This window comes from Prevotella sp. 10(H) (assembly GCF_000711235.1).
In the GTDB taxonomy this organism is placed as follows: domain Bacteria; phylum Bacteroidota; class Bacteroidia; order Bacteroidales; family Dysgonomonadaceae; genus Dysgonomonas.
This window is the reverse complement of sequence record NZ_JOMI01000002.1, coordinates 167,579-185,174: the sequence shown is the minus strand read 5'-3', so window position 1 is coordinate 185,174 and position 17,596 is coordinate 167,579. Positions and strand designations below refer to the sequence as shown.

General features: G+C 40.6%; 24 protein-coding genes. 3 read left to right on the top strand and 21 right to left on the bottom strand.

All coding sequences use genetic code 11. From position 1 onward, the window contains the following. From rpmC to K348_RS0104200, 14 genes are all read right to left on the bottom strand, one after another. A complete protein-coding gene (gene rpmC / locus K348_RS0104265) occupies nt 1–198 on the bottom strand; it encodes a 50S ribosomal protein L29 (protein ID WP_029903257.1) in 198 nt (65 codons plus the stop codon). A gap of 5 nt (nt 199–203) precedes the next feature. Beyond that, nucleotides 204–635, bottom strand: a complete 432-nt coding sequence (rplP, locus tag K348_RS0104260) for a 50S ribosomal protein L16 (RefSeq protein ID WP_029903255.1) — start codon at nt 633–635, stop codon at nt 204–206. A gap of 22 nt (nt 636–657) precedes the next feature. After that, nucleotides 658–1,419, bottom strand: a complete 762-nt coding sequence (gene rpsC, locus K348_RS0104255) for a 30S ribosomal protein S3 (RefSeq protein WP_029903254.1) — start codon at nt 1,417–1,419, stop codon at nt 658–660. A gap of 7 nt (nt 1,420–1,426) precedes the next feature. After that, nucleotides 1,427–1,834 (bottom strand): 50S ribosomal protein L22, encoded by a 408-nt coding sequence (gene rplV, locus K348_RS0104250; protein WP_029903253.1) that lies wholly within the window; start codon nt 1,832–1,834, stop codon nt 1,427–1,429. 43 nt (nt 1,835–1,877) lie between these two features. Continuing rightward, nucleotides 1,878–2,147, bottom strand: coding sequence for a 30S ribosomal protein S19 (gene rpsS / locus K348_RS0104245; RefSeq protein WP_029903251.1), 270 nt, complete (start codon nt 2,145–2,147; stop codon nt 1,878–1,880). 25 nt (nt 2,148–2,172) lie between these two features. Beyond that, nucleotides 2,173–2,997, bottom strand: coding sequence for a 50S ribosomal protein L2 (gene rplB, locus K348_RS0104240; protein WP_029903249.1), 825 nt, complete (start codon nt 2,995–2,997; stop codon nt 2,173–2,175). 7 nt (nt 2,998–3,004) lie between these two features. Next, nucleotides 3,005–3,298: a 50S ribosomal protein L23 gene (gene rplW / locus K348_RS0104235; protein WP_029903247.1), complete on the bottom strand. Its 294-nt coding sequence runs from the start codon at nt 3,296–3,298 to the stop codon at nt 3,005–3,007. A gap of 12 nt (nt 3,299–3,310) precedes the next feature. Beyond that, a complete protein-coding gene (gene rplD / locus K348_RS0104230; RefSeq protein ID WP_029903245.1) occupies nt 3,311–3,940 on the bottom strand; it encodes a 50S ribosomal protein L4 in 630 nt (209 codons plus the stop codon). Beyond that, nucleotides 3,940–4,554 carry a 50S ribosomal protein L3 gene (gene rplC, locus K348_RS0104225; protein WP_029903243.1) on the bottom strand — a complete coding sequence of 205 codons (615 nt, stop codon included), beginning with the start codon at nt 4,552–4,554 and terminating at the stop codon, nt 3,940–3,942. The genes rplD and rplC overlap by 1 nt, the downstream gene beginning before the upstream one ends. A 35-nt stretch (nt 4,555–4,589) precedes the next feature. Beyond that, a complete protein-coding gene (gene rpsJ / locus K348_RS0104220; RefSeq protein WP_006800262.1) occupies nt 4,590–4,895 on the bottom strand; it encodes a 30S ribosomal protein S10 in 306 nt (101 codons plus the stop codon). Nucleotides 4,896–4,983: 88 nt separating this feature from the next. Next, a complete protein-coding gene (gene fusA / locus K348_RS0104215; RefSeq protein ID WP_029903241.1) occupies nt 4,984–7,107 on the bottom strand; it encodes an elongation factor G in 2,124 nt (707 codons plus the stop codon). A gap of 24 nt (nt 7,108–7,131) precedes the next feature. Then, nucleotides 7,132–7,608, bottom strand: coding sequence for a 30S ribosomal protein S7 (gene rpsG, locus K348_RS0104210; protein WP_029903239.1), 477 nt, complete (start codon nt 7,606–7,608; stop codon nt 7,132–7,134). A 165-nt stretch (nt 7,609–7,773) separates the two neighbouring features. Further along, entirely contained in the window at nt 7,774–8,184 is a 411-nt protein-coding gene (rpsL, locus tag K348_RS0104205; protein WP_029903238.1) for a 30S ribosomal protein S12, read from the bottom strand. Between the two features lie 330 nt (nt 8,185–8,514). Further along, complete coding sequence (locus tag K348_RS0104200; RefSeq protein ID WP_029903236.1) at nt 8,515–10,008, bottom strand: aromatic hydrocarbon degradation membrane protein; 1,494 nt, start codon at nt 10,006–10,008, stop codon at nt 8,515–8,517. 405 nt (nt 10,009–10,413) lie between these two features. Here K348_RS0104200 and K348_RS0104195 point away from each other — a divergent pair, with 405 nt between their 5' ends. Together K348_RS0104195 and K348_RS18345 are read left to right on the top strand one after the other, a co-directional pair. Beyond that, entirely contained in the window at nt 10,414–11,640 is a 1,227-nt protein-coding gene (locus tag K348_RS0104195) for an MFS transporter (protein ID WP_029903235.1), read from the top strand. Nucleotides 11,641–11,742: 102 nt separating this feature from the next. Further along, nucleotides 11,743–12,285: a DUF2867 domain-containing protein gene (locus tag K348_RS18345; RefSeq protein ID WP_051697620.1), complete on the top strand. Its 543-nt coding sequence runs from the start codon at nt 11,743–11,745 to the stop codon at nt 12,283–12,285. Nucleotides 12,286–12,343: 58 nt separating this feature from the next. Here the strand turns inward: K348_RS18345 and K348_RS0104185 are convergent, their stop codons facing one another. The 3 genes from K348_RS0104185 to K348_RS0104175 all read right to left on the bottom strand — a co-directional run bounded on the left by K348_RS0104185 (nt 12,344) and on the right by K348_RS0104175 (nt 15,536). Beyond that, the gene (locus K348_RS0104185) at nt 12,344–12,901 is read right to left on the bottom strand and encodes an NAD(P)H-dependent oxidoreductase (RefSeq protein WP_029903233.1); all 558 of its coding nucleotides are present in this window, start codon (nt 12,899–12,901) and stop codon (nt 12,344–12,346) included. Nucleotides 12,902–12,987: 86 nt separating this feature from the next. Then, nucleotides 12,988–13,566, bottom strand: a complete 579-nt coding sequence (locus K348_RS0104180) for a DUF1444 family protein (RefSeq protein ID WP_029903232.1) — start codon at nt 13,564–13,566, stop codon at nt 12,988–12,990. A 29-nt stretch (nt 13,567–13,595) separates the two neighbouring features. Beyond that, nucleotides 13,596–15,536, bottom strand: coding sequence for an NAD(+) synthase (locus K348_RS0104175; protein WP_029903231.1), 1,941 nt, complete (start codon nt 15,534–15,536; stop codon nt 13,596–13,598). A gap of 124 nt (nt 15,537–15,660) precedes the next feature. Between K348_RS0104175 and K348_RS0104170 the strand changes: the two genes are divergently transcribed. Next, a complete protein-coding gene (locus K348_RS0104170) occupies nt 15,661–16,257 on the top strand; it encodes a MarC family protein (protein ID WP_029903229.1) in 597 nt (198 codons plus the stop codon). 56 nt (nt 16,258–16,313) lie between these two features. Here the strand turns inward: K348_RS0104170 and trxA are convergent, their stop codons facing one another. From trxA to K348_RS0104150, 4 genes are read right to left on the bottom strand one after another with little or no spacing between them, the layout of a single operon-like run. After that, nucleotides 16,314–16,787, bottom strand: a complete 474-nt coding sequence (gene trxA / locus K348_RS0104165; protein WP_029903227.1) for a thioredoxin — start codon at nt 16,785–16,787, stop codon at nt 16,314–16,316. Next, nucleotides 16,788–16,961, bottom strand: a complete 174-nt coding sequence (locus K348_RS19180; protein WP_156032774.1) for a hypothetical protein — start codon at nt 16,959–16,961, stop codon at nt 16,788–16,790. Beyond that, entirely contained in the window at nt 16,942–17,166 is a 225-nt protein-coding gene (locus K348_RS0104155; RefSeq protein WP_029903225.1) for a DUF6132 family protein, read from the bottom strand. Before K348_RS0104155 ends, K348_RS19180 begins: the two co-directional genes overlap by 20 nt. A gap of 16 nt (nt 17,167–17,182) precedes the next feature. Continuing rightward, nucleotides 17,183–17,542, bottom strand: coding sequence for a MarR family winged helix-turn-helix transcriptional regulator (locus K348_RS0104150; protein WP_029903222.1), 360 nt, complete (start codon nt 17,540–17,542; stop codon nt 17,183–17,185). Nucleotides 17,543–17,596 lie beyond the last annotated feature (54 nt).

The window sequence follows — 17,596 nt, the reverse complement described above, 5'->3', positions numbered from 1 at the left end:
TTATTTGTTTTTTAGTTCTCTTTGGCGCAACTCAGTCATGAAACGTGCGATGTCGCGACGTTTTTCTTTGATCTTAGTCGGGTTATCCAATGGAGATACACTGTGGTTTAACACCAATTGGTTTAATGCTATTCTTTCAGCATCTAATCTTTCTTTCAATTCTTTGTCCGAAAGTTCTCTTACTTCTGCAATTTTCATACTTCTTAAGCGTTTTGAGTTAAGTCATAATCTCTGCGCACTACAAATTTTGTAGTCACAGGAAGCTTTTGTGCTGCAAGGCGCAATGCTTCTTTTGCCACATCGAAAGAGACACCTTCGATTTCGAAAATGATTCTACCTGGTGTTACCGGTGCAACGAAACCTTCCGGAGAACCTTTACCTTTACCCATACGTACTTCGGCAGGTTTCTTAGTGATAGGTTTGTCAGGGAAAATTCTAACCCAAACTTGTCCTTGACGCTGCATGTAACGAGTTACTGCAATACGGGCCGCTTCTATCTGGCGTCCTGTGATCCATTTGTTTTCAAGCGTTTTGATACCAAATGAACCGAAAGCCAGCTCATGCCCTCTCTGGGCATTACCTTTCATACGACCTTTTTGCTGTCTTCTGAATTTTGTTTTCTTCGGTTGTAACATTTTACTTCAAACGTTTTTTTAATTACTTTCTCTTATTTCTCTTGAAACCTTTTCCCTGATCGTCTCTGTCGCCTCTATTGTTGCGACGGTCACCACCACCTCTGTTGTTGGAGTGTCCGCCTTCTTTAGACGATACGAACGAAGGGGCTAGGTCTTTCTTGCCGTATATTTCTCCACGGCAAATCCATACTTTGATACCTATCAAACCAACTTTTGTAAGCGCTTCGGCATGTGCATAGTCGATATCGGCACGGAATGTATGAAGCGGAGTACGTCCTTCTTTATACATTTCTGAACGGGCCATTTCGGCTCCGTTAAGACGGCCTGATATCTGAATCTTAATACCTTCGGCACCCATTCTCATCGTTGAAGCGATAGCCATCTTGATAGCGCGGCGGTAAGCGATCTTACCTTCCAGCTGACGGGCTACGTTGTTGGCTACAATGACTGCATCCAATTCCGGCTTCTTGATTTCGAAAATGTTGATCTGAATATCTTTATCTGTAATTTTCTTCAACTCTTCTTTCAGTTTGTCTACTTCCTGTCCGCCTTTACCGATGATGATACCCGGACGTGCAGTACAAACTGTAATAGTTACCAGTTTTAGTGTGCGCTCGATAACGATGCGCGACACACTTGCCTTAGCCAGACGGGCATTGAGGTATTTACGGATTTTGCTGTCTTCCAACAGTGTGTTGCCATATTTTTTGCCTCCATACCAGTTAGAATCCCATCCACGGATGATTCCTAGACGATTTGCTATTGGATTTACTTTTTGTCCCATCTGCTAATTAATTTTGAATTTCTTTATTAAGTGTATCTACGTGGAGGGTTACATGGTTTGAACGCTTGCGTATTCTGTAACCTCTTCCCTGTGGAGCAGGGCGCATTCTTTTCAGCATGGCGCCACCGTCTACATTTATCAACGACACATATAATTCACCGCTTTCGGCTTTACGCTCATTCTTAGCTTCCCAGTTTGCGATAGCTGAACGTAATAGTTTTTCTATTCTAGCAGCTGCTTCTTTATTAGAGTATTTCAGTACGCCAAGTGCACGGAACGCTTCCATACCGCGAATCATGTCGGCCACAAGGCGCATTTTTCGAGGCGAAGTCGGTACATCGTTCAACTTAGCAAAAGAAATGGTCTTCAAAGCTTCCTTTCTTGCTTCAGCTGCTATACGTTTTCTTTTACCCATTATTTTTAATGTTTTCTTTTTTTAATTAATTACTGGCTGCTTCTTATCTTTTCTTGTTACCACCATGTCCACGGAATGTACGTGTCAGAGCAAATTCTCCAAGTTTGTGGCCTACCATATTTTCTGTTACATATACAGGAATAAATTTATTTCCGTTGTGAACAGCGATAGTGTGACCTACAAAGTCGGGTGATATCATCGAAGCTCTTGCCCATGTCTTAACTACAGCTTTCTTACCTGACTCATTCATGGCCAAGACTTTTTTCTCAAGCTTAACATTAATATACGGGCCTTTTTTTAACGAACGACTCATAATTTCTTATTGATTAATCAGGTTATTATTTCTTTCTTCTTTCGATTATGTACTTAGAAGAATGTTTCTTAGGAGCCCTAGTTTTAAGACCCTTAGCGTACAATCCTTTACGTGATCTTGGGTGTCCTCCCGAAGCGCGACCTTCACCACCACCCATTGGGTGATCGACAGGGTTCATTACTACACCACGGTTGTGAGGGCGACGTCCAAGCCAGCGAGAGCGTCCGGCTTTACCTGATTTTTCAAGAGCATGATCCGAATTACCTACGCTACCGATAGTAGCTTTACAAGCTAAAAGGATTTTACGTGTTTCACCTGAAGGCATTCTGATAATCGCATAGTTTCCTTCGCGTGAAGTCAACTGAGCAAATGTACCTGCCGAGCGAATCATCTTAGCACCCTGACCCGGGCGTAATTCGATATTATGAATAACTGTACCGATTGGAATTTTTGCCAGCGGCAATGCATTCCCAACTTCAGGAGCAGCATCGGCTCCCGACATCACTGTCTGACCTACTACCAATCCCTGAGGAGCGAGGATATATGTCTTTGCTCCGTCAGCGTAATACAACAAAGCGATACGAGCCGAACGGTTCGGATCGTATTCTACTGATTTTACAGTGGCTGGTATTCCGTCTTTTGTTCTCTTGAAATCGATAAGCCTGAAGCTTCTTTTGTGACCACCACCAAGATAACGCATGGTCATCTTTCCTTGGTTGTTACGGCCTCCAGACGCTTTTTTACCGACTACAAGAGATTTCTCTGGTACACTTGCAGTGATCTCTTCGAATGTACCAATAATTTTGTGTCTTTGCCCCGGTGTTGTGGGCTTTAGTTTACGTACTGCCATTTTTTATTTAGATATTACTAAAAAAGTCTATACTGTCACCGTCTTTGAGGGTGATTATTGCTTTTTTGAAAGCTGAAGTCTTACCACTGATAACACCTGCTTTGGTGTAACGGCTTTTACGCTTTCCGGCATAGTTGATTGTGTTTACAGACTCAACCTTTACGCCGTAAAGCTCTTCGATCGCTTTCTTAATCTCCACTTTGTTTGCACTTGGAGCTACGCGAAAACCATAACGATTAGGGAACTTTTCCGAAATCGCTGTTTGTTTTTCTGTCAATATTGGTTTTATAATAATTCCCATAGTATTACCTCCTTATGCTTTTAAAAGGTTATCGATAACAGCAACCGATGACTCAGCCAATACCAGACTTGTGCAGTTAAGTATTGAGTAAGTATTTAGGTCAGAAGCTCTTACCACTTTTACTCTCTCTAAATTACGAGCCGACAAATATACATTTTTATTTTGATCCGGCAAAACAAGAAGTATCTTTTTATCAGCTACTTGCAGGCTCTTAGTCAGTGCTACGAAATCTTTTGTTTTCGGTGCATCGAACGAAAGGTCTTCAACTATTACAATCTGGCTGTCTTTAGCTTTCATAGAAAGAGCCGATCTGCGGGCAAGTTGTTTAACCTTCTTATTCAGTTTGAAGCTATAATCTCTCGGTTTAGGGCCGAATACACGTGCACCACCCACTAATACAGGAGAATTAATGTCACCGCGACGTGCACCGCCTCCACCTTTCTGGCGGATAAGTTTGCGTGTACTACCTGACATTTCGCTTCTTTCCTTTGTTTTGTGAGTACCCTGACGCTGGTTAGCCAGATACTGTTTTACATCTAACCAAAGAACGTGTTCATTAGGCTCAATTCCATAAATAGCATCGTTCAACGCTATTTTTTTGCCGGTATCTTTACCGCTTTTATCTAATATACTCAGTTCCATTATTTCTCTATTAATACGATTGAACCTTTACTTCCCGGTACAGAGCCTTTAATCAACAAAAGATTGTGTTCCGGAATCAACTTAATTACTTCAAGGTTTTGGATAGTAACACGTTCGTTACCCATCTGTCCGCCCATTCTTGTTCCCTTGAATACTTTCGCAGGATAAGAACAAGCACCGATAGAACCCGGAGCACGAAGACGGTTGTGCTGACCCAGTGTAGCCTGTCCTACCCCACCGAAATTGTGGCGTTTAACAACTCCCTGAAATCCTTTACCTTTCGATGTTCCGATAATATCTACATACTGTGCGTCTTCGAAGAAGTCTACAGTAAGTACATCGCCTGCTTTGCGACCTTCAATTCCTTTGAACTCGGCCAAGTGTCTTTGAGGTGCTACTCCGGCTTTTTTGAAATGTCCGGCAAGCGGCTTGCTGGTGTGTTTGTCTTTCTTTTCAACAAACCCCAGTTGCACAGCTTCGTAACCGTCTTTATCAACTGTTTTTACCTGAGTAACAACACAAGGACCCACTTCGATAACAGTGCATGGAATATTTTTTCCCTCGGCACTGAAAACGGATGTCATTCCGATTTTTTTTCCTAATAATCCTGGCATTTCTCTTAATTATTTATTTAAAACTATAAATTTCATCAAACTTTAATTTCAACTTCGACACCGCTTGGCAATTCAAGTTTCATCAGTGCATCTACTGTTTTGGCTGTAGAGCTGTAGATGTCGATCAGTCTTTTATAAGAAGACAGTTCGAACTGCTCGCGCGATTTCTTGTTAACGAAAGTTGAACGGTTAACAGTAAATATACGTTTGTGTGTCGGCAACGGAATTGGACCGCTTACTACTGCACCTGTTGCTTTTACTGTTTTAACGATTTTTTCGGCAGACTTGTCTACCAGCATGTAATCGTAAGATTTTAGTTTAATTCTAATCTTTTGACTCATTGTCTTTTTTTAATTAGTTATTCAATAATTGTTATATAAAATTTGAAGACTGCGGTTAAGAGTCATTTACTAACCGCAGCCTGAATTTTTATTTGATCAGATCGACACGTCCTTTAACTTCTGTCAGTACCTGACGGGCAATCGACGGCGATACTACTTCGTAGTGAGAGAATGTCATTGCTGATGTTGCTCTACCCGATGTAATAGTACGAAGCGATGTTACATAACCGAACATTTCTGCCAAAGGCACTTTCGCTTTCACGATACGTGCACCTGAACGGCTCGATTCCATACCTTCAACTTGTCCGCGACGTTTGTTAAGGTCGGAGATCACATCACCCATGCTTTCTTCAGGTGTAACCACCTCAAGTTTCATGATAGGCTCCTGTAATACCGGGCTTGCTTTTTCACAAGCATTCTTGAATGCAAACTTAGCACAAAGTTCGAAAGACAACTGGTCGGAGTCCACTGTATGGTAAGAACCATCTACAAGAACTACTTTCAGTTTATCAAGCGCATATCCTGCAAGTACACCATTCTTCATTGCAGCAAGGAAACCTTTTTGTACAGAAGGGATAAATTCTTTAGGAACATTACCACCTTTTACTTCATCGATGAACTGAAGATCACCTTCGAAGCCTGCATCGGTAGGACCCACCTTAACAATGATATCGGCAAACTTACCGCGACCTCCTGATTGTTTCTTATAAACTTCGCGAAGCTCAACTGTCTGAGAAATCGCTTCTTTATAAGATACCTGAGGACGGCCTTGGTTACATTCAACTTTAAATTCGCGTTTCAGACGGTCGATGATAATTTCGAGGTGAAGCTCACCCATACCTTCGATAATTGTCTGACCTGAATCTTCGTCTGTGTGTACACGGAATGTAGGATCTTCTTCAGCCAGTTTAGCCAGGCCGTTAGAAAGTTTATCCACATCTTTCTGAGTGATAGGCTCGATAGAGATTCCGATAACCGGTTCAGGGAAGTCCATAGATTCCAGAACAATCGGATTATTCTCATCGCATAATGTATCTCCTGTACGGATATCTTTGAAACCGACACCTGCACCTATATCACCTGTACCGATCACATCCTTAGGATTCTGCTTGTTTGAGTGCATCTGAAACAGACGTGAAATACGCTCTTTCTTTTCAGAACGAGTATTATATACATACGATCCGGCAGCCAGTTCTCCCGAGTAAACACGGAAGAAGCACAAACGGCCTACAAACGGGTCGGTAGCAATCTTAAATGCCAAAGCACACATCGGCTCATCCGGGCTTGGATGACGTACAATTGTATTTCCGTTTCTAGGGTCTGTACCTTCGATAGCTAAAGTATCAGTAGGACTAGGCAGGAATTTACAAACTGCATCCAAAAGCGGTTGAACACCTTTATTCTTAAATGAAGAACCGCAAAGCATCGGATTGATCTGCATAGACAGAGTACCGATACGAAGCGCTGCAAGAATTTCGTCTTCTGTAATAGTAGAAGGGTCATCGAAGAATTTCTCCATTAAGGTTTCATCGCATTCAGCAGCTTTTTCAAGCATTTTTTCTCTCCACTCCTGAGCTTCGTCCATATATTCGGCAGGAATATCAGCCAATTCATAGTCAGCGCCCATAGTTTCATCGTGCCAGTACATCGCCTTCATTTTCACAAGGTCGATAATACCTTTGAAGTTTTCTTCAGCTCCGATAGGAATCTGAACAGGACAAGGGTTACCGTTGAGCATTTCTTTGATCTGGCGAACCACTTCAAAGAAGTCTGCACCCGAACGGTCCATCTTGTTTACATAACACATACGAGGCACGTCGTATTTGTCAGCCTGACGCCATACTGTTTCCGACTGAGGTTCTACTCCACTTACAGCATCGTAAGCAGCAATAGCACCGTCGAGGATACGAAGCGAGCGCTCTACCTCTACTGTAAAGTCAACGTGTCCGGGTGTATCTATCAAATTGATCTTAAAAATCTCATTGTTATACTTCCAACTCGCTGTTGTCGCAGCAGATGTAATAGTGATACCACGTTCCTGCTCCTGCGCCATCCAGTCCATAGTAGCTGCACCATCGTGCACTTCTCCTATCTTATGGGTAAGACCGGTATAGAACAAGATACGTTCTGAGGTAGTGGTTTTACCGGCATCGATGTGAGCCATGATGCCTATATTTCTTGTAAGTCTTAAATTGTCAATAACTTTTGCCATCGGTTTTAAATAACTCTCTTTTAATTAAAATCTGAAATGAGCGAACGCACGGTTAGCTTCTGCCATTTTGTGCATATCCTCTTTTCTTTTGTATGCGCCTCCCTGGCTATTGAATGCATCTGTAATTTCTGCACCCAACTTATCAGCCATGGTTTTTCCACCTCTCTTGCGAGCGTATAGAATAAGATTCTTCATGCAGATTGATTCTTTGCGGTCTGGGCGAATTTCGGTAGGAACCTGAAATGTTGCACCACCTACACGGCGTGACTTCACTTCTACTTGTGGAGTTACATTATCTAATGCTGCTTTCCATATTTCCAAAGCAGACTTTTCTTCGTTTGGTAGTTTTTTCTTTACAATCTCCAATGCTGTATAGAAAATATCGAACGCAGTCGATTTTTTACCATCGTACATTAAGTGGTTAACAAACTTTGTAACCTTTACATCACCGAAAACAGGATCCGGAAGGATCTGTCTTTTCTTTGGTTTTGCTTTTCTCATTTTTGCTTAAAAAAATTTTGTTCTTGTTTTTGGTTGCCAATTTTCTGATGTCTTCAACGGTTCCGCCGAACCATTTACTCAACCCATATGTATAGCCTATCCAATAAACTTAAACCGTTTTAATACTTAATTAAAAATCTCGGTTAAAGGGATTGCCGTCAGGGATTATTTCTTTTTACCCTTAGCTGCTGCAGCTGCTGCTCCCGGTTTAGGACGTTTTGCTCCGTACTTAGAGCGACGTTGTGTGCGACCATTCACACCGGCAGTATCCAATGTTCCGCGAACAATGTGATAACGAACACCCGGAAGGTCTTTCACACGGCCACCTCTAACAAGTACAATCGAGTGCTCCTGCAAGTTGTGTCCTTCTCCAGGAATATAAGCATTTACCTCTTTTGTGTTTGTCAAGCGCACACGTGCTACTTTACGCATCGCTGAGTTAGGTTTCTTAGGAGTAGTTGTGTACACGCGGATACAAACACCTCTGCGTTGAGGGCAAGAATCCAATGCACGTGATTTACTCTTTTCAACCAAAACAGTACGTCCTTTTCTTACTAATTGTTGAATCGTAGGCATCTTGTTTTAATCTTTAGAACTTTTAAATTCAATTTTTGTTATACATATTTACTTTATCGAAAAACACAATAAACGAAAGCTATTTTAATGGCAATCAAATATTTACCACCAAAATAAGCTTCTTTTCATGCGTTATTCGGGTTGCAAATGTAGACATTATCAGCTAATTACACAAATATTTATCAGAAAAAAACAAGAAAAATGCAGACTGTAAGCCAAATAAGCCGTTAGCCCTAAATAATGATAATAATACAGAAAGCAGAAAAGAATATTTCTTTCCTGCTTTACCATATGTTTTATAGAAAAAATCTATTGTACTTAGAGTCTTTTTCAGAATGAAAAATCGACTCCTGCTGCGAATACTTTATTTGTACGTGAGAATACATCTGTTCCCGGAACCGGCGTTTGATCCGCAGGGGTTAAATAATTGTAATTATCCCATTTCTTTGTCCAGTCTGAATATGTTGTCCAAAAATAACCTACATTAATGGCTACATTCTTTGCGACTGTCACTTCACCCCCCAAACCTACTGAATAAGAATTACAAGAAAAGCTCAGGTCTTGCTGGTATGCATCAGTTGAACCGTAACGGGTTATCTGCCCTCCGGCACTGATCAAAAACATCCTGTCTATACGATATTCAATTCCGGCAAGATACTCATTTGTACCGCCATTGATAAAATTTTGCTTTTCTATTTTTTCGGCAGGGTTTGCAGGATTAGATACCGCAGCCATTCCGGCAGAAGAGTCGAAAAAATGATGATAACCTACGCTAGCCAGCAATTTCGGAGTTATCTGATAAGATGCTCCCACCGTAAATAAAGCAGGAATATCATGAGCGGTATTTACACCGTCACCAAACTGTCCTGTATTATCTACTTTCGTTTTATTTTCCACATTCAACGGGGTTTTAAACTCGAACTTCATTCCAACATTCAGATTTTTGTAATTAAAATTGAATCCGAGTATCGGCGATATTCCCCAACCTGACTGTGAAGATTCAAGGTATTTATCAGCAGTACTAGCCGCATAACCTTCCAGCAAAGCTTTATATTGTGCTGGCATTTGCGGGTTCTGCGCAAGTGTACTAAAATATTGCGGGGCAGAAACCATAGCACCTGTGCCTAATGCCGGAACATTAGATGTAGGATTTATCATAATATTCCGCAAATGACCTTCATACTTGTTGTTTACTATATTCAGGCGGAAACCGCCATATACAGAAAACATATCATTTATTTCGTACGAGCCTCCCAATTGGGCGCCGTAGATAAAAGATGAACCTCTCATATAAGCATCCACAGAGTATTTATCGGCAGTCAGTGTTGCCCCGGGAATTACCTGCCCCACCAAAGGACCCAATTTATTTATCCCTCCGGGAAGCACTGCCAGTTGAGCCTCGAAAGAAGGAAGCCCTCTGTTAAATGTGGCTTTACCGCCACCGCCTGTTACTGCAATATTACCGGAAAGCACCCATTTGCCTGTCTTGTAAGCAGCCTGTAAACTAGGAATTATAGGTGCCGAAGCTTTACCTTCAAATTCTTTAGTGGCATTTCCTCCAAAACCTGCAAAAGGCGCATATGTGGAAGTTATAGTCCTTGTCTGGAATGCACTCTGATTTGTGAACGAGAAGTGAAAACCGTCTTTGAGTTTTACCAGTCCGGCAGGATTGGTATACGCCGCATCGATCTGCAATGATGCATCGCGCGCCACCATACGTATAAAATGTGCACTCTGATTCGTATTTGTCAGAATCCCTCCGGCAAAAATAAATGTAATCTGGCAAAGGGACAGAACCGCAACCAGTATTGATCTCTTCTTCATTCTGATAAAATAAAATTAGTTAAATGAGGCACAAAGATATGAGTATTATATTAGTTTCAAAAGAAACTATGCGAAAATAACATTTTTATCTTATTGAAAATCAAATATTTGTTGTCTATGCAACTAATATTTTCTAAGCGAAAGTCATTAACAAACGAACATATACATAAATAATTTTTATAATTTCAAAACAAAATTGTATTTTTGCACCTCTAAAGCATACTATTATGAAGCTTATACTTCTCTTCTCGGCCTTTTACCATTGAGGAATTCCCGATTCCTCCCAATCCTTAATTATAATTAAGGCAAAATCGATTTTCACGCACATTTGTTTAATAATCAACAAATCGTATTTAGTACGGATTTGTTTAATACCCGAATTCCTGTATCAGGATAAATACATTTATGAATAATTGGAAACGAACATTCGCCATAATATGGAGCGGGCAGCTCTTCTCCACCCTCAGTAGCTCTATTGTAGGCTTCGCCGTTGTATTCTGGCTCAGTATAAAGACAGAATCAGCCGAAGTTTTGGCCACTGCCATGATAGCTACCCTGCTTCCTTTCATTGTACTAGGGCTTTTCACCGGAGTATATGTAGACCGCTGGGACAGAAAACGCACGATGATACTTGCCGACAGCTTTGTCGCTGTTTGCTCTGCTGTATTGGGTATACTCTTTTATCTTGATATAACTCCTTTATGGCTGATTTACTTCTTACTAGCTCTCCGTTCGGCAGGAAGTGCTTTTCATATGCCCGCCATGCAGGCATCCGTGCCGTTGCTAGCTCCCGAAAGCGAACTCATGCGGGTTGCGGGAATCAACCAGATGATACAGTCGATCAGTAATATTGCAGGGCCCGCGTTGGGTGCCGTGCTTATATCATTACTCAATATGACATATGTAATGATGTTCGACGTATTGGGCGCGGCCATAGCATGTACGTCCTTGCTTTTTGTTAAGATTCCTAATCCGGAAAAGAAAGAAAATGCAGAGCCGAATGTATGGCTCGAAGTAAAGGAAGGCATAAGACATATGTTTATCGACCGTGGAATAACCTACCTTATGATATCTGTCATCGGTATTACTTTCTTTATTGTGCCTATCGCCGCCCTCTATCCGTTGATGACAACCAGTTATTTCGGCGGGAACGCTTACCAGATGGGACTGGTAGAAATGGCATGGGGAATAGGTATGCTTGTCGGAGGAGCACTCCTTAGCCTTAAATTTATGAAGACGGCAAATAAGGTTCTTTGTATGAATATTGTAGCAATAGGTTTAGGTATTACTTATTGGGCGATGGGTGTGCTGCCTACATCAGGATTTGTATTGTATGTATTCCTTACTGCCCTAAGCGGTGTGGCAGGCTCTATCTATTGGAGTTCTTTTACAGTGATTCTTCAAACCAAAATAGATCCGGCAGCGCTTGGACGGGTATTCTCCATATACGATAGTGTAAGCTTATTACCGACCATACCGGGTTTACTCGCTACAGGATTTATTGCCGAAAGAATAGGACTGCTGAATGCATTTATTATTGCCGGAATCGCAACGCTTGCGATCGGAATAATCGCATCATTTATACCCGCAATAAAAAGGCTGGGATATTCGACAAAAGGGGTGAAAGAATAATGTTCCGGAAAGGTTTTTATACTAAATATTCAGTATCTTTAATACTGAATACTAAGCTCTATTATCGTAACCTATATATAACATAATCAAAAGATTAGAGAAATGGTAATAAAAAGAGCAGACATCCCGGAAGTGTCAATTATTAAAAATGAAGAGAAATCATTCGATTACATCGATTCATTCCAAAGCTTTTTCTCCGATAAAGATCAAAAGATCGGGCTGACAGATGTGGTGAGAATATTCGCATCGGGTGGCCCGAAATGGGCAGAATCTTTATTGAAACTCAGAAATATACTTATGAAGCCGTTCGGACTTAAAACCGGGGACGATATGCCGGTAGTACACGCTGATGAAATTAAATATGAGGCGGGAGAGCAAATCGGAATTTTCAAATTGCTGGATAAAGCTGAAAACGAAATCATATTAGGCGAAGAGGACAAGCACCTGAATTTTAAAGTTTCTATGCTACTAGAGCCGGTTGCGGATGATCCGGATAAAAAGAAGTTATCTATAACGACGGCTGTACATTTCAATAATTTCTTTGGCAGATTATACTTCTTGCCTGTGAAACCCTTTCATAAAATGATCTTACGAAGTTCCCTGAAGGATATTATCTATAAATTAGAACAGCATAAGGAGCAATAAGAAAGGCTATTCTTTGAAGAGAATAGCCTTTCTTAGTATATGTTCAGTTCAGGAAAGATCACCATGCACTTTCTTGTGATGTCTCTATATAATGATTTACAATATTCCTGTATTGGTCGACCCCGATAGAAATATTCTTAGCCGAGTTGGCAGTCCCGATTCCATATACAACCAATGGTGTTTTCCAAATCATACCGGCATAGGTAATCCCTGCCTGAAAAGGACGTAAAAGTTCATCCATTGTAAAGCCTATCTTTCCACCGCTTCTGTATGCATCCTGACTCCATCCGGTTGTGGTCGCCACCATAAACGGTTTACCCGCAATAGCAGGAGTTCTTGCTAAGGAATTTAGTACATCATCCTGCCACTCCTTAAGTTTGGCAGGTGCCGACATCCAGTAAAAAGGGAATTGAAAGATGACGAAAGAAGCTTTCGCCAGAATATTTGCCCATTCTGTAACCGTGTATTGCTTTTCACTATACAGATTATACAAGTCTACATCGATAGGATTGTAAACGGCTTCAATCAATGCTTTGTTAGCTTCCGACTCATTATAATCAGGATGTGCCAGCAAGATAACAATTTTATTTTTTTCGTTTTTATTTTCTAGTTCCATATGCAGTTTTTAGAATGAGAATATGAAGTTCTATTTTACAAATATATATCCTTTTTAACAAACTATATTAAATAAAGTTCAAATACTCAGGCAGTAACTACTACTTCCCAGCCGTTTTCTCCCCTCTGGTAGATATGCCTTACCATCAGACCCTGCGCATTCGGTGTATCAAACAATTCTTTTATCAATTCACTCAGGCGTTCAATTGCTTGGGAATTACTTTTGGGAGCAACATACAGTACATCGCGGGCAGGCACGGCAGCATACAATTCGCCGCCTACAATAGATTCTATTTGCGGCCATATACCATCCCATATCAGCATAGCGGCTTCATAATTTCCACCGTTGGTTATCATCAGTACATCTGCGGGGTCGCCATGTGCCTGTATATTATCGGCTATTTCATCTATCATGTTTTCCATCGCTGCGTCATGCATCATATCGATAGTTAGTTCATCCGATAAATCGCGATTGGGGATAAACTCGTAATGAGTACCTTTATCTATGGCATAAGATATTGTCAGGTTGTCGGCAAATGGTTTCATTACCGGACTGTCTTCCTGCGATAATGTTATATTTTTCCCTTCCTGTAATTCAAGCATAACCGGAGCATCGTCAGGATAAGTTTCCTTTAATCTCGGAAACACTTTTTTCAAATCAATCATAGTATATCGGTTTATGGTTAATAATCTTTTCAGCTTAGTGTATCCAGTTGATTCATCCACATCGTTACAGATGCATCGCTCGGCATGCGCCAATCGCCACGCGGCGAGAGATTGACGGAACCCACTTTCGGTCCATCTGGCATACATGAACGCTTGAACTGTTGTGAGAAGAAACGGCGGAAAAATGTCTTCAGCCATTTCAATATCTCTTCATTTCTAAATTGCCCTTTAAATGCATGTTTTGCCAGATAATAAATCTTAGCAGGAGAAAAGCCGAAACGAAGTACATAATAAAGAAAGAAATCATGCAGAATATAAGGCCCTACAACGTCTTCTGTCTTCTGTGCAATTGTACCATCTTTTGCTGCAGGTAAAAGCTCAGGGCTGACAGGAGTATCTACCACGTCATTTAGAATCTCTTTGGAATTATCATCCATCTGAGTGGATGCGACCCAAGATACAAGTGTGCGTACCAGTGTTTTTGGTATTCCGGTATTCACGGCATACATCGACATGTGGTCACCATTATATGTACACCAGCCGAGTGCCAGTTCGGACAAGTCGCCTGTACCGATTACAAGTCCGTTGACTTTATTGGCGTAATCCATGAGTATTTGGGTACGCTCACGCGCCTGTGAATTTTCGTATGTAATGTCATGTACATTTATATCGTGTTCTATATCTTTGAAATGCTGTATGACTGCATCCTTTATGGATATTTCCTTTATCGTTACTCCTAACGACTGCATCAACTTCATAGCATTATTGTAAGTACGGTCAGTAGTGCCGAAGCCCGGCATGGTAATTCCGTATATTCCTTCGCGGGGAAGATTTAACTTATCGAATGTCTTTACCATTACAAGTAAGGCAAGAGTAGAATCGAGGCCGCCGGATACACCTATCACTGCAGTTTTACTATTTGTATGTAGTAACCTTTTTGCAAGACCACCTACCTGTATAGAAAATATTTCGTTGCATCTTTCACCTAAGGTTGCATCTTGTAGCGGAACAAATGGTGCAGGCGATATGTAACGATTCAAAATAAACTCATTATCCGAATCCACCGGATTTATTTCTATATGACGAAATTCCAGATTATCCAGTTCACGGTATTCCGACATTGAAAATGATTTATTCCTGTATCTGTCATTCCTTAACCGTTCAATATCAATATCGGCAGTTATCAATGTGCTATCGAACGAAAAGCGCTCTCCTTCGGCTAATATAGAACCATTCTCGGCTATCATGCTGCTTCCGGCAAATATGATATCGGTAGTCGATTCCCCGTTACCCGATGCAGCATATACATACCCGGCTATGCATCGTGCCGATTGCTGGCTGATCAGTGATTTGCGGTAAGCATCTTTCCCTGTAGTTTCATTGCTGGCCGAAAGATTAAAGATAATATCCGCCCCACTCAACGAAGTAAAGCAAGACGGCGGTATAGGTGTCCATAAATCTTCACAAATATCTATGGCAAAATTGAAATCTACAGTTTTAAAAATCAGGTCGATGCCTACAGGAATATACTGCCCGCAGATATATGTATATTTATCCTTTAATTCATCAGAAGGATAAAACCAGCGCATTTCATAAAACTCATTATAATTAGGTAGGAATGTTTTCGGTACTGCCCCGTATATACGTCCCCCACCGATTACGACAGCCATATTATAAAGCTTATTTGAAATTTCAACAGGTAGTCCGACAATAGCGGTCACCGCCCGTTCTCTTGTTGCATCGCAAATGTCCTGAAGCGATTTTTCCGCTTCCTCCAACAGTAATCTTTGCAGAAACAAATCTCCACAGGTATAGGCAGTTATACAGAGTTCAGGAAATACAATCACCGAGACGCCTTTGCGTTCGGCATCCTCTATCTGTTTTAATATTTCACCCGTATTATAACCGCAATCGGCAACCTTAAGAGAAGGAGTGGCAGCAGCCACGCGAACGAATCCGTAATTATTCATATATGTTTCAGCTTGTTACTAAATAAACGTATACAAACTTACGAAAGTTTTTTATGTTATTTATCAGTTTTTTTAGTGAACCAAAAATATATACCTTTGTTATATCTTAAAAAAAGTAAATATTATGGAATTAGGTATCAATCTTACACAGATATTAAGTGCTTTTGTGGTGCTGTTTGTCTTAATCGATGTATCGGGGTCGATTCCTATATTCCTTAGCTTTAAAGGAGAGGGACGAGATATAAATCCACTACAGGCTTCGGTCTACTCATTCCTGATAATGGGGGCTTTTCTTTTTGTCGGCAAATGGGTATTGAATTTGTTTAATGTGGATGTGTCGTCATTTGCCGTTGCCGGTGCTTTAGTAATCTTTATTATATCTATAGAAATGATATTCGGTGTGGAAGTTTTCAAAAATGACGCTCCGGGCGGATCGAAGACTCTTGTCCCTATCGTTTTTCCGCTTATAGCCGGGCCCGGAACCTTTACCGTATTGCTTTCCATGCGGGCAGAATATGATGTATCAAATATTATTATAGCACTATTCCTGAATATGATAATCGTATTCCTTGTACTCAAATACCTGAATGTCGTAGAAAAGTTGCTGGGTATAGGCGGTGTATATGTACTTCGAAAATTTTTCGGGGTCATAGTAATGGCCATTGCCGTGCGGTTGTTTACGGCAAACTTCAGTGCACTATTAGAAAGTCTGCAACAATAAGAAATAAAAAAGTCCGGTATCAGATTGAAACCGGACTTTTTCTTTATCTGTATATATTATTTCTTCAATAATACTTTATCGATAGCTTCTTTTAAATTTGGCTTAGGCAATGCTCCCTGCGCCATTTGCGGCTGTTCTCCGCCCATAGGCACAAACAGCAAACTAGGTATGTTTCGGATGCCAAACAATGCGGCAAGTTCCTGCTCTTCTTCGGTATTTATTTTGTAGATATAAATCTCACCGTCGTATTCAGCAGCCAATTCTTCCAATACAGGTGCAATAGCTTTGCAAGGGCCGCACCAGTCGGCATAAAAGTCTATTAAAGCGGGTTTATCTCCCAAATATTTGAATTCTCCGGGATTTGCTTCATAATTAGCTACTTTCTTTAGAAAATCTGTTTTATTCAGATGTATTGTTTTCATTTTATTCTCCTTTCCGTTTATTTCGTTTGATTTATTATTTTTCGTTTGTGCGTTACATGAAGTGAATGCCATTCCGGCAACAAGTAACATCAGTAAGATCTGTTTCATTTAATTCTTTATATTATTATTGTTAGTTTCTTCTTGCTGCGTATTTTCCGGTTCTGCGACCTGACAATATCCGGTAATGCAGCACGATGAAAAAGAATACATTACAATCAGTGCAAATACCATGCCCTTTACGATAAACGGCAGTTGCCTGATATTATTCAGTATCTTTCTCATTCTTGGATTCTTTTTTAAATAAGCTGAACAAGAGGCTACCCATTACCGCACCCCACAGCATACTATTCATAGGCGAGGCTGTAATCGGGCAGGTTCCGCTTTCGCATCCGATAAAGTACCAATACAACCAGCCTGTTATTGCTCCGACTAATGCTCCGGCAAAGTATGTCCAGTTTCGCTTTAATATGATTATCAGTTTATCCATTTTAAATCCTCATTATTTATTCTTGCAATTTTGAAATTAGGGAAATCAGTTGTGAAAAATCTATTTTCTCTATTTGCATTTCTTCCGTTTTCTTCTTTCCTGATTCAGTCAGCGTGAATATCATCTGCCGTTTATCATTAGAGCCCATTTCACGGGAAATATAGCCTTTTTCTTCCACTGTATTTATTACACGTGACACCCTCGAATTGGATAACCCTACAAATTCGCACAACTCATTCGCAGATTTACGCTCTCCATTTTTCAAGCAGCAAAGTAACATGCCCTCATTGATCGTAATCCCGTTCTTTTCGGAAAACTCTTTCTCAAAGTTATAAAGAGCTTTATACATATCTTTTAGTTTACAAATCTGTTCCATAAATTATTTGCTAATACAAAATATTTACAAAGTTAAACAAACTATTTGCTAGTG

Excerpts from the sequence above, each read along its gene's own strand:
- rpmC (WP_029903257.1), bottom strand. The coding sequence starts at position 198 with ATGAAAATTGCAGAAGTAAGAGAACTTTCGGACAAAGAATTGAAAGAA.
- rplP (WP_029903255.1), bottom strand. The coding sequence starts at position 635 with ATGTTACAACCGAAGAAAACAAAATTCAGAAGACAGCAAAAAGGTCGT.
- rpsC (WP_029903254.1), bottom strand. The coding sequence starts at position 1,419 with ATGGGACAAAAAGTAAATCCAATAGCAAATCGTCTAGGAATCATCCGT.
- rplV (WP_029903253.1), bottom strand. The coding sequence starts at position 1,834 with ATGGGTAAAAGAAAACGTATAGCAGCTGAAGCAAGAAAGGAAGCTTTG.
- rpsS (WP_029903251.1), bottom strand. The coding sequence starts at position 2,147 with ATGAGTCGTTCGTTAAAAAAAGGCCCGTATATTAATGTTAAGCTTGAG.
- rplB (WP_029903249.1), bottom strand. The coding sequence starts at position 2,997 with ATGGCAGTACGTAAACTAAAGCCCACAACACCGGGGCAAAGACACAAA.
- rplW (WP_029903247.1), bottom strand. The coding sequence starts at position 3,298 with ATGGGAATTATTATAAAACCAATATTGACAGAAAAACAAACAGCGATT.
- rplD (WP_029903245.1), bottom strand. The coding sequence starts at position 3,940 with ATGGAACTGAGTATATTAGATAAAAGCGGTAAAGATACCGGCAAAAAA.
- rplC (WP_029903243.1), bottom strand. The coding sequence starts at position 4,554 with ATGCCAGGATTATTAGGAAAAAAAATCGGAATGACATCCGTTTTCAGT.
- rpsJ (WP_006800262.1), bottom strand. The coding sequence starts at position 4,895 with ATGAGTCAAAAGATTAGAATTAAACTAAAATCTTACGATTACATGCTG.
- fusA (WP_029903241.1), bottom strand. The coding sequence starts at position 7,107 with ATGGCAAAAGTTATTGACAATTTAAGACTTACAAGAAATATAGGCATC.
- rpsG (WP_029903239.1), bottom strand. The coding sequence starts at position 7,608 with ATGAGAAAAGCAAAACCAAAGAAAAGACAGATCCTTCCGGATCCTGTT.
- rpsL (WP_029903238.1), bottom strand. The coding sequence starts at position 8,184 with ATGCCTACGATTCAACAATTAGTAAGAAAAGGACGTACTGTTTTGGTT.
- K348_RS0104200 (WP_029903236.1), bottom strand. The coding sequence starts at position 10,008 with ATGAAGAAGAGATCAATACTGGTTGCGGTTCTGTCCCTTTGCCAGATT.
- K348_RS0104195 (WP_029903235.1), top strand. The coding sequence starts at position 10,414 with ATGAATAATTGGAAACGAACATTCGCCATAATATGGAGCGGGCAGCTC.
- K348_RS18345 (WP_051697620.1), top strand. The coding sequence starts at position 11,743 with ATGGTAATAAAAAGAGCAGACATCCCGGAAGTGTCAATTATTAAAAAT.
- K348_RS0104185 (WP_029903233.1), bottom strand. The coding sequence starts at position 12,901 with ATGGAACTAGAAAATAAAAACGAAAAAAATAAAATTGTTATCTTGCTG.
- K348_RS0104180 (WP_029903232.1), bottom strand. The coding sequence starts at position 13,566 with ATGATTGATTTGAAAAAAGTGTTTCCGAGATTAAAGGAAACTTATCCT.
- K348_RS0104175 (WP_029903231.1), bottom strand. The coding sequence starts at position 15,536 with ATGAATAATTACGGATTCGTTCGCGTGGCTGCTGCCACTCCTTCTCTT.
- K348_RS0104170 (WP_029903229.1), top strand. The coding sequence starts at position 15,661 with ATGGAATTAGGTATCAATCTTACACAGATATTAAGTGCTTTTGTGGTG.
- trxA (WP_029903227.1), bottom strand. The coding sequence starts at position 16,787 with ATGAAACAGATCTTACTGATGTTACTTGTTGCCGGAATGGCATTCACT.
- K348_RS19180 (WP_156032774.1), bottom strand. The coding sequence starts at position 16,961 with ATGAGAAAGATACTGAATAATATCAGGCAACTGCCGTTTATCGTAAAG.
- K348_RS0104155 (WP_029903225.1), bottom strand. The coding sequence starts at position 17,166 with ATGGATAAACTGATAATCATATTAAAGCGAAACTGGACATACTTTGCC.
- K348_RS0104150 (WP_029903222.1), bottom strand. The coding sequence starts at position 17,542 with ATGGAACAGATTTGTAAACTAAAAGATATGTATAAAGCTCTTTATAAC.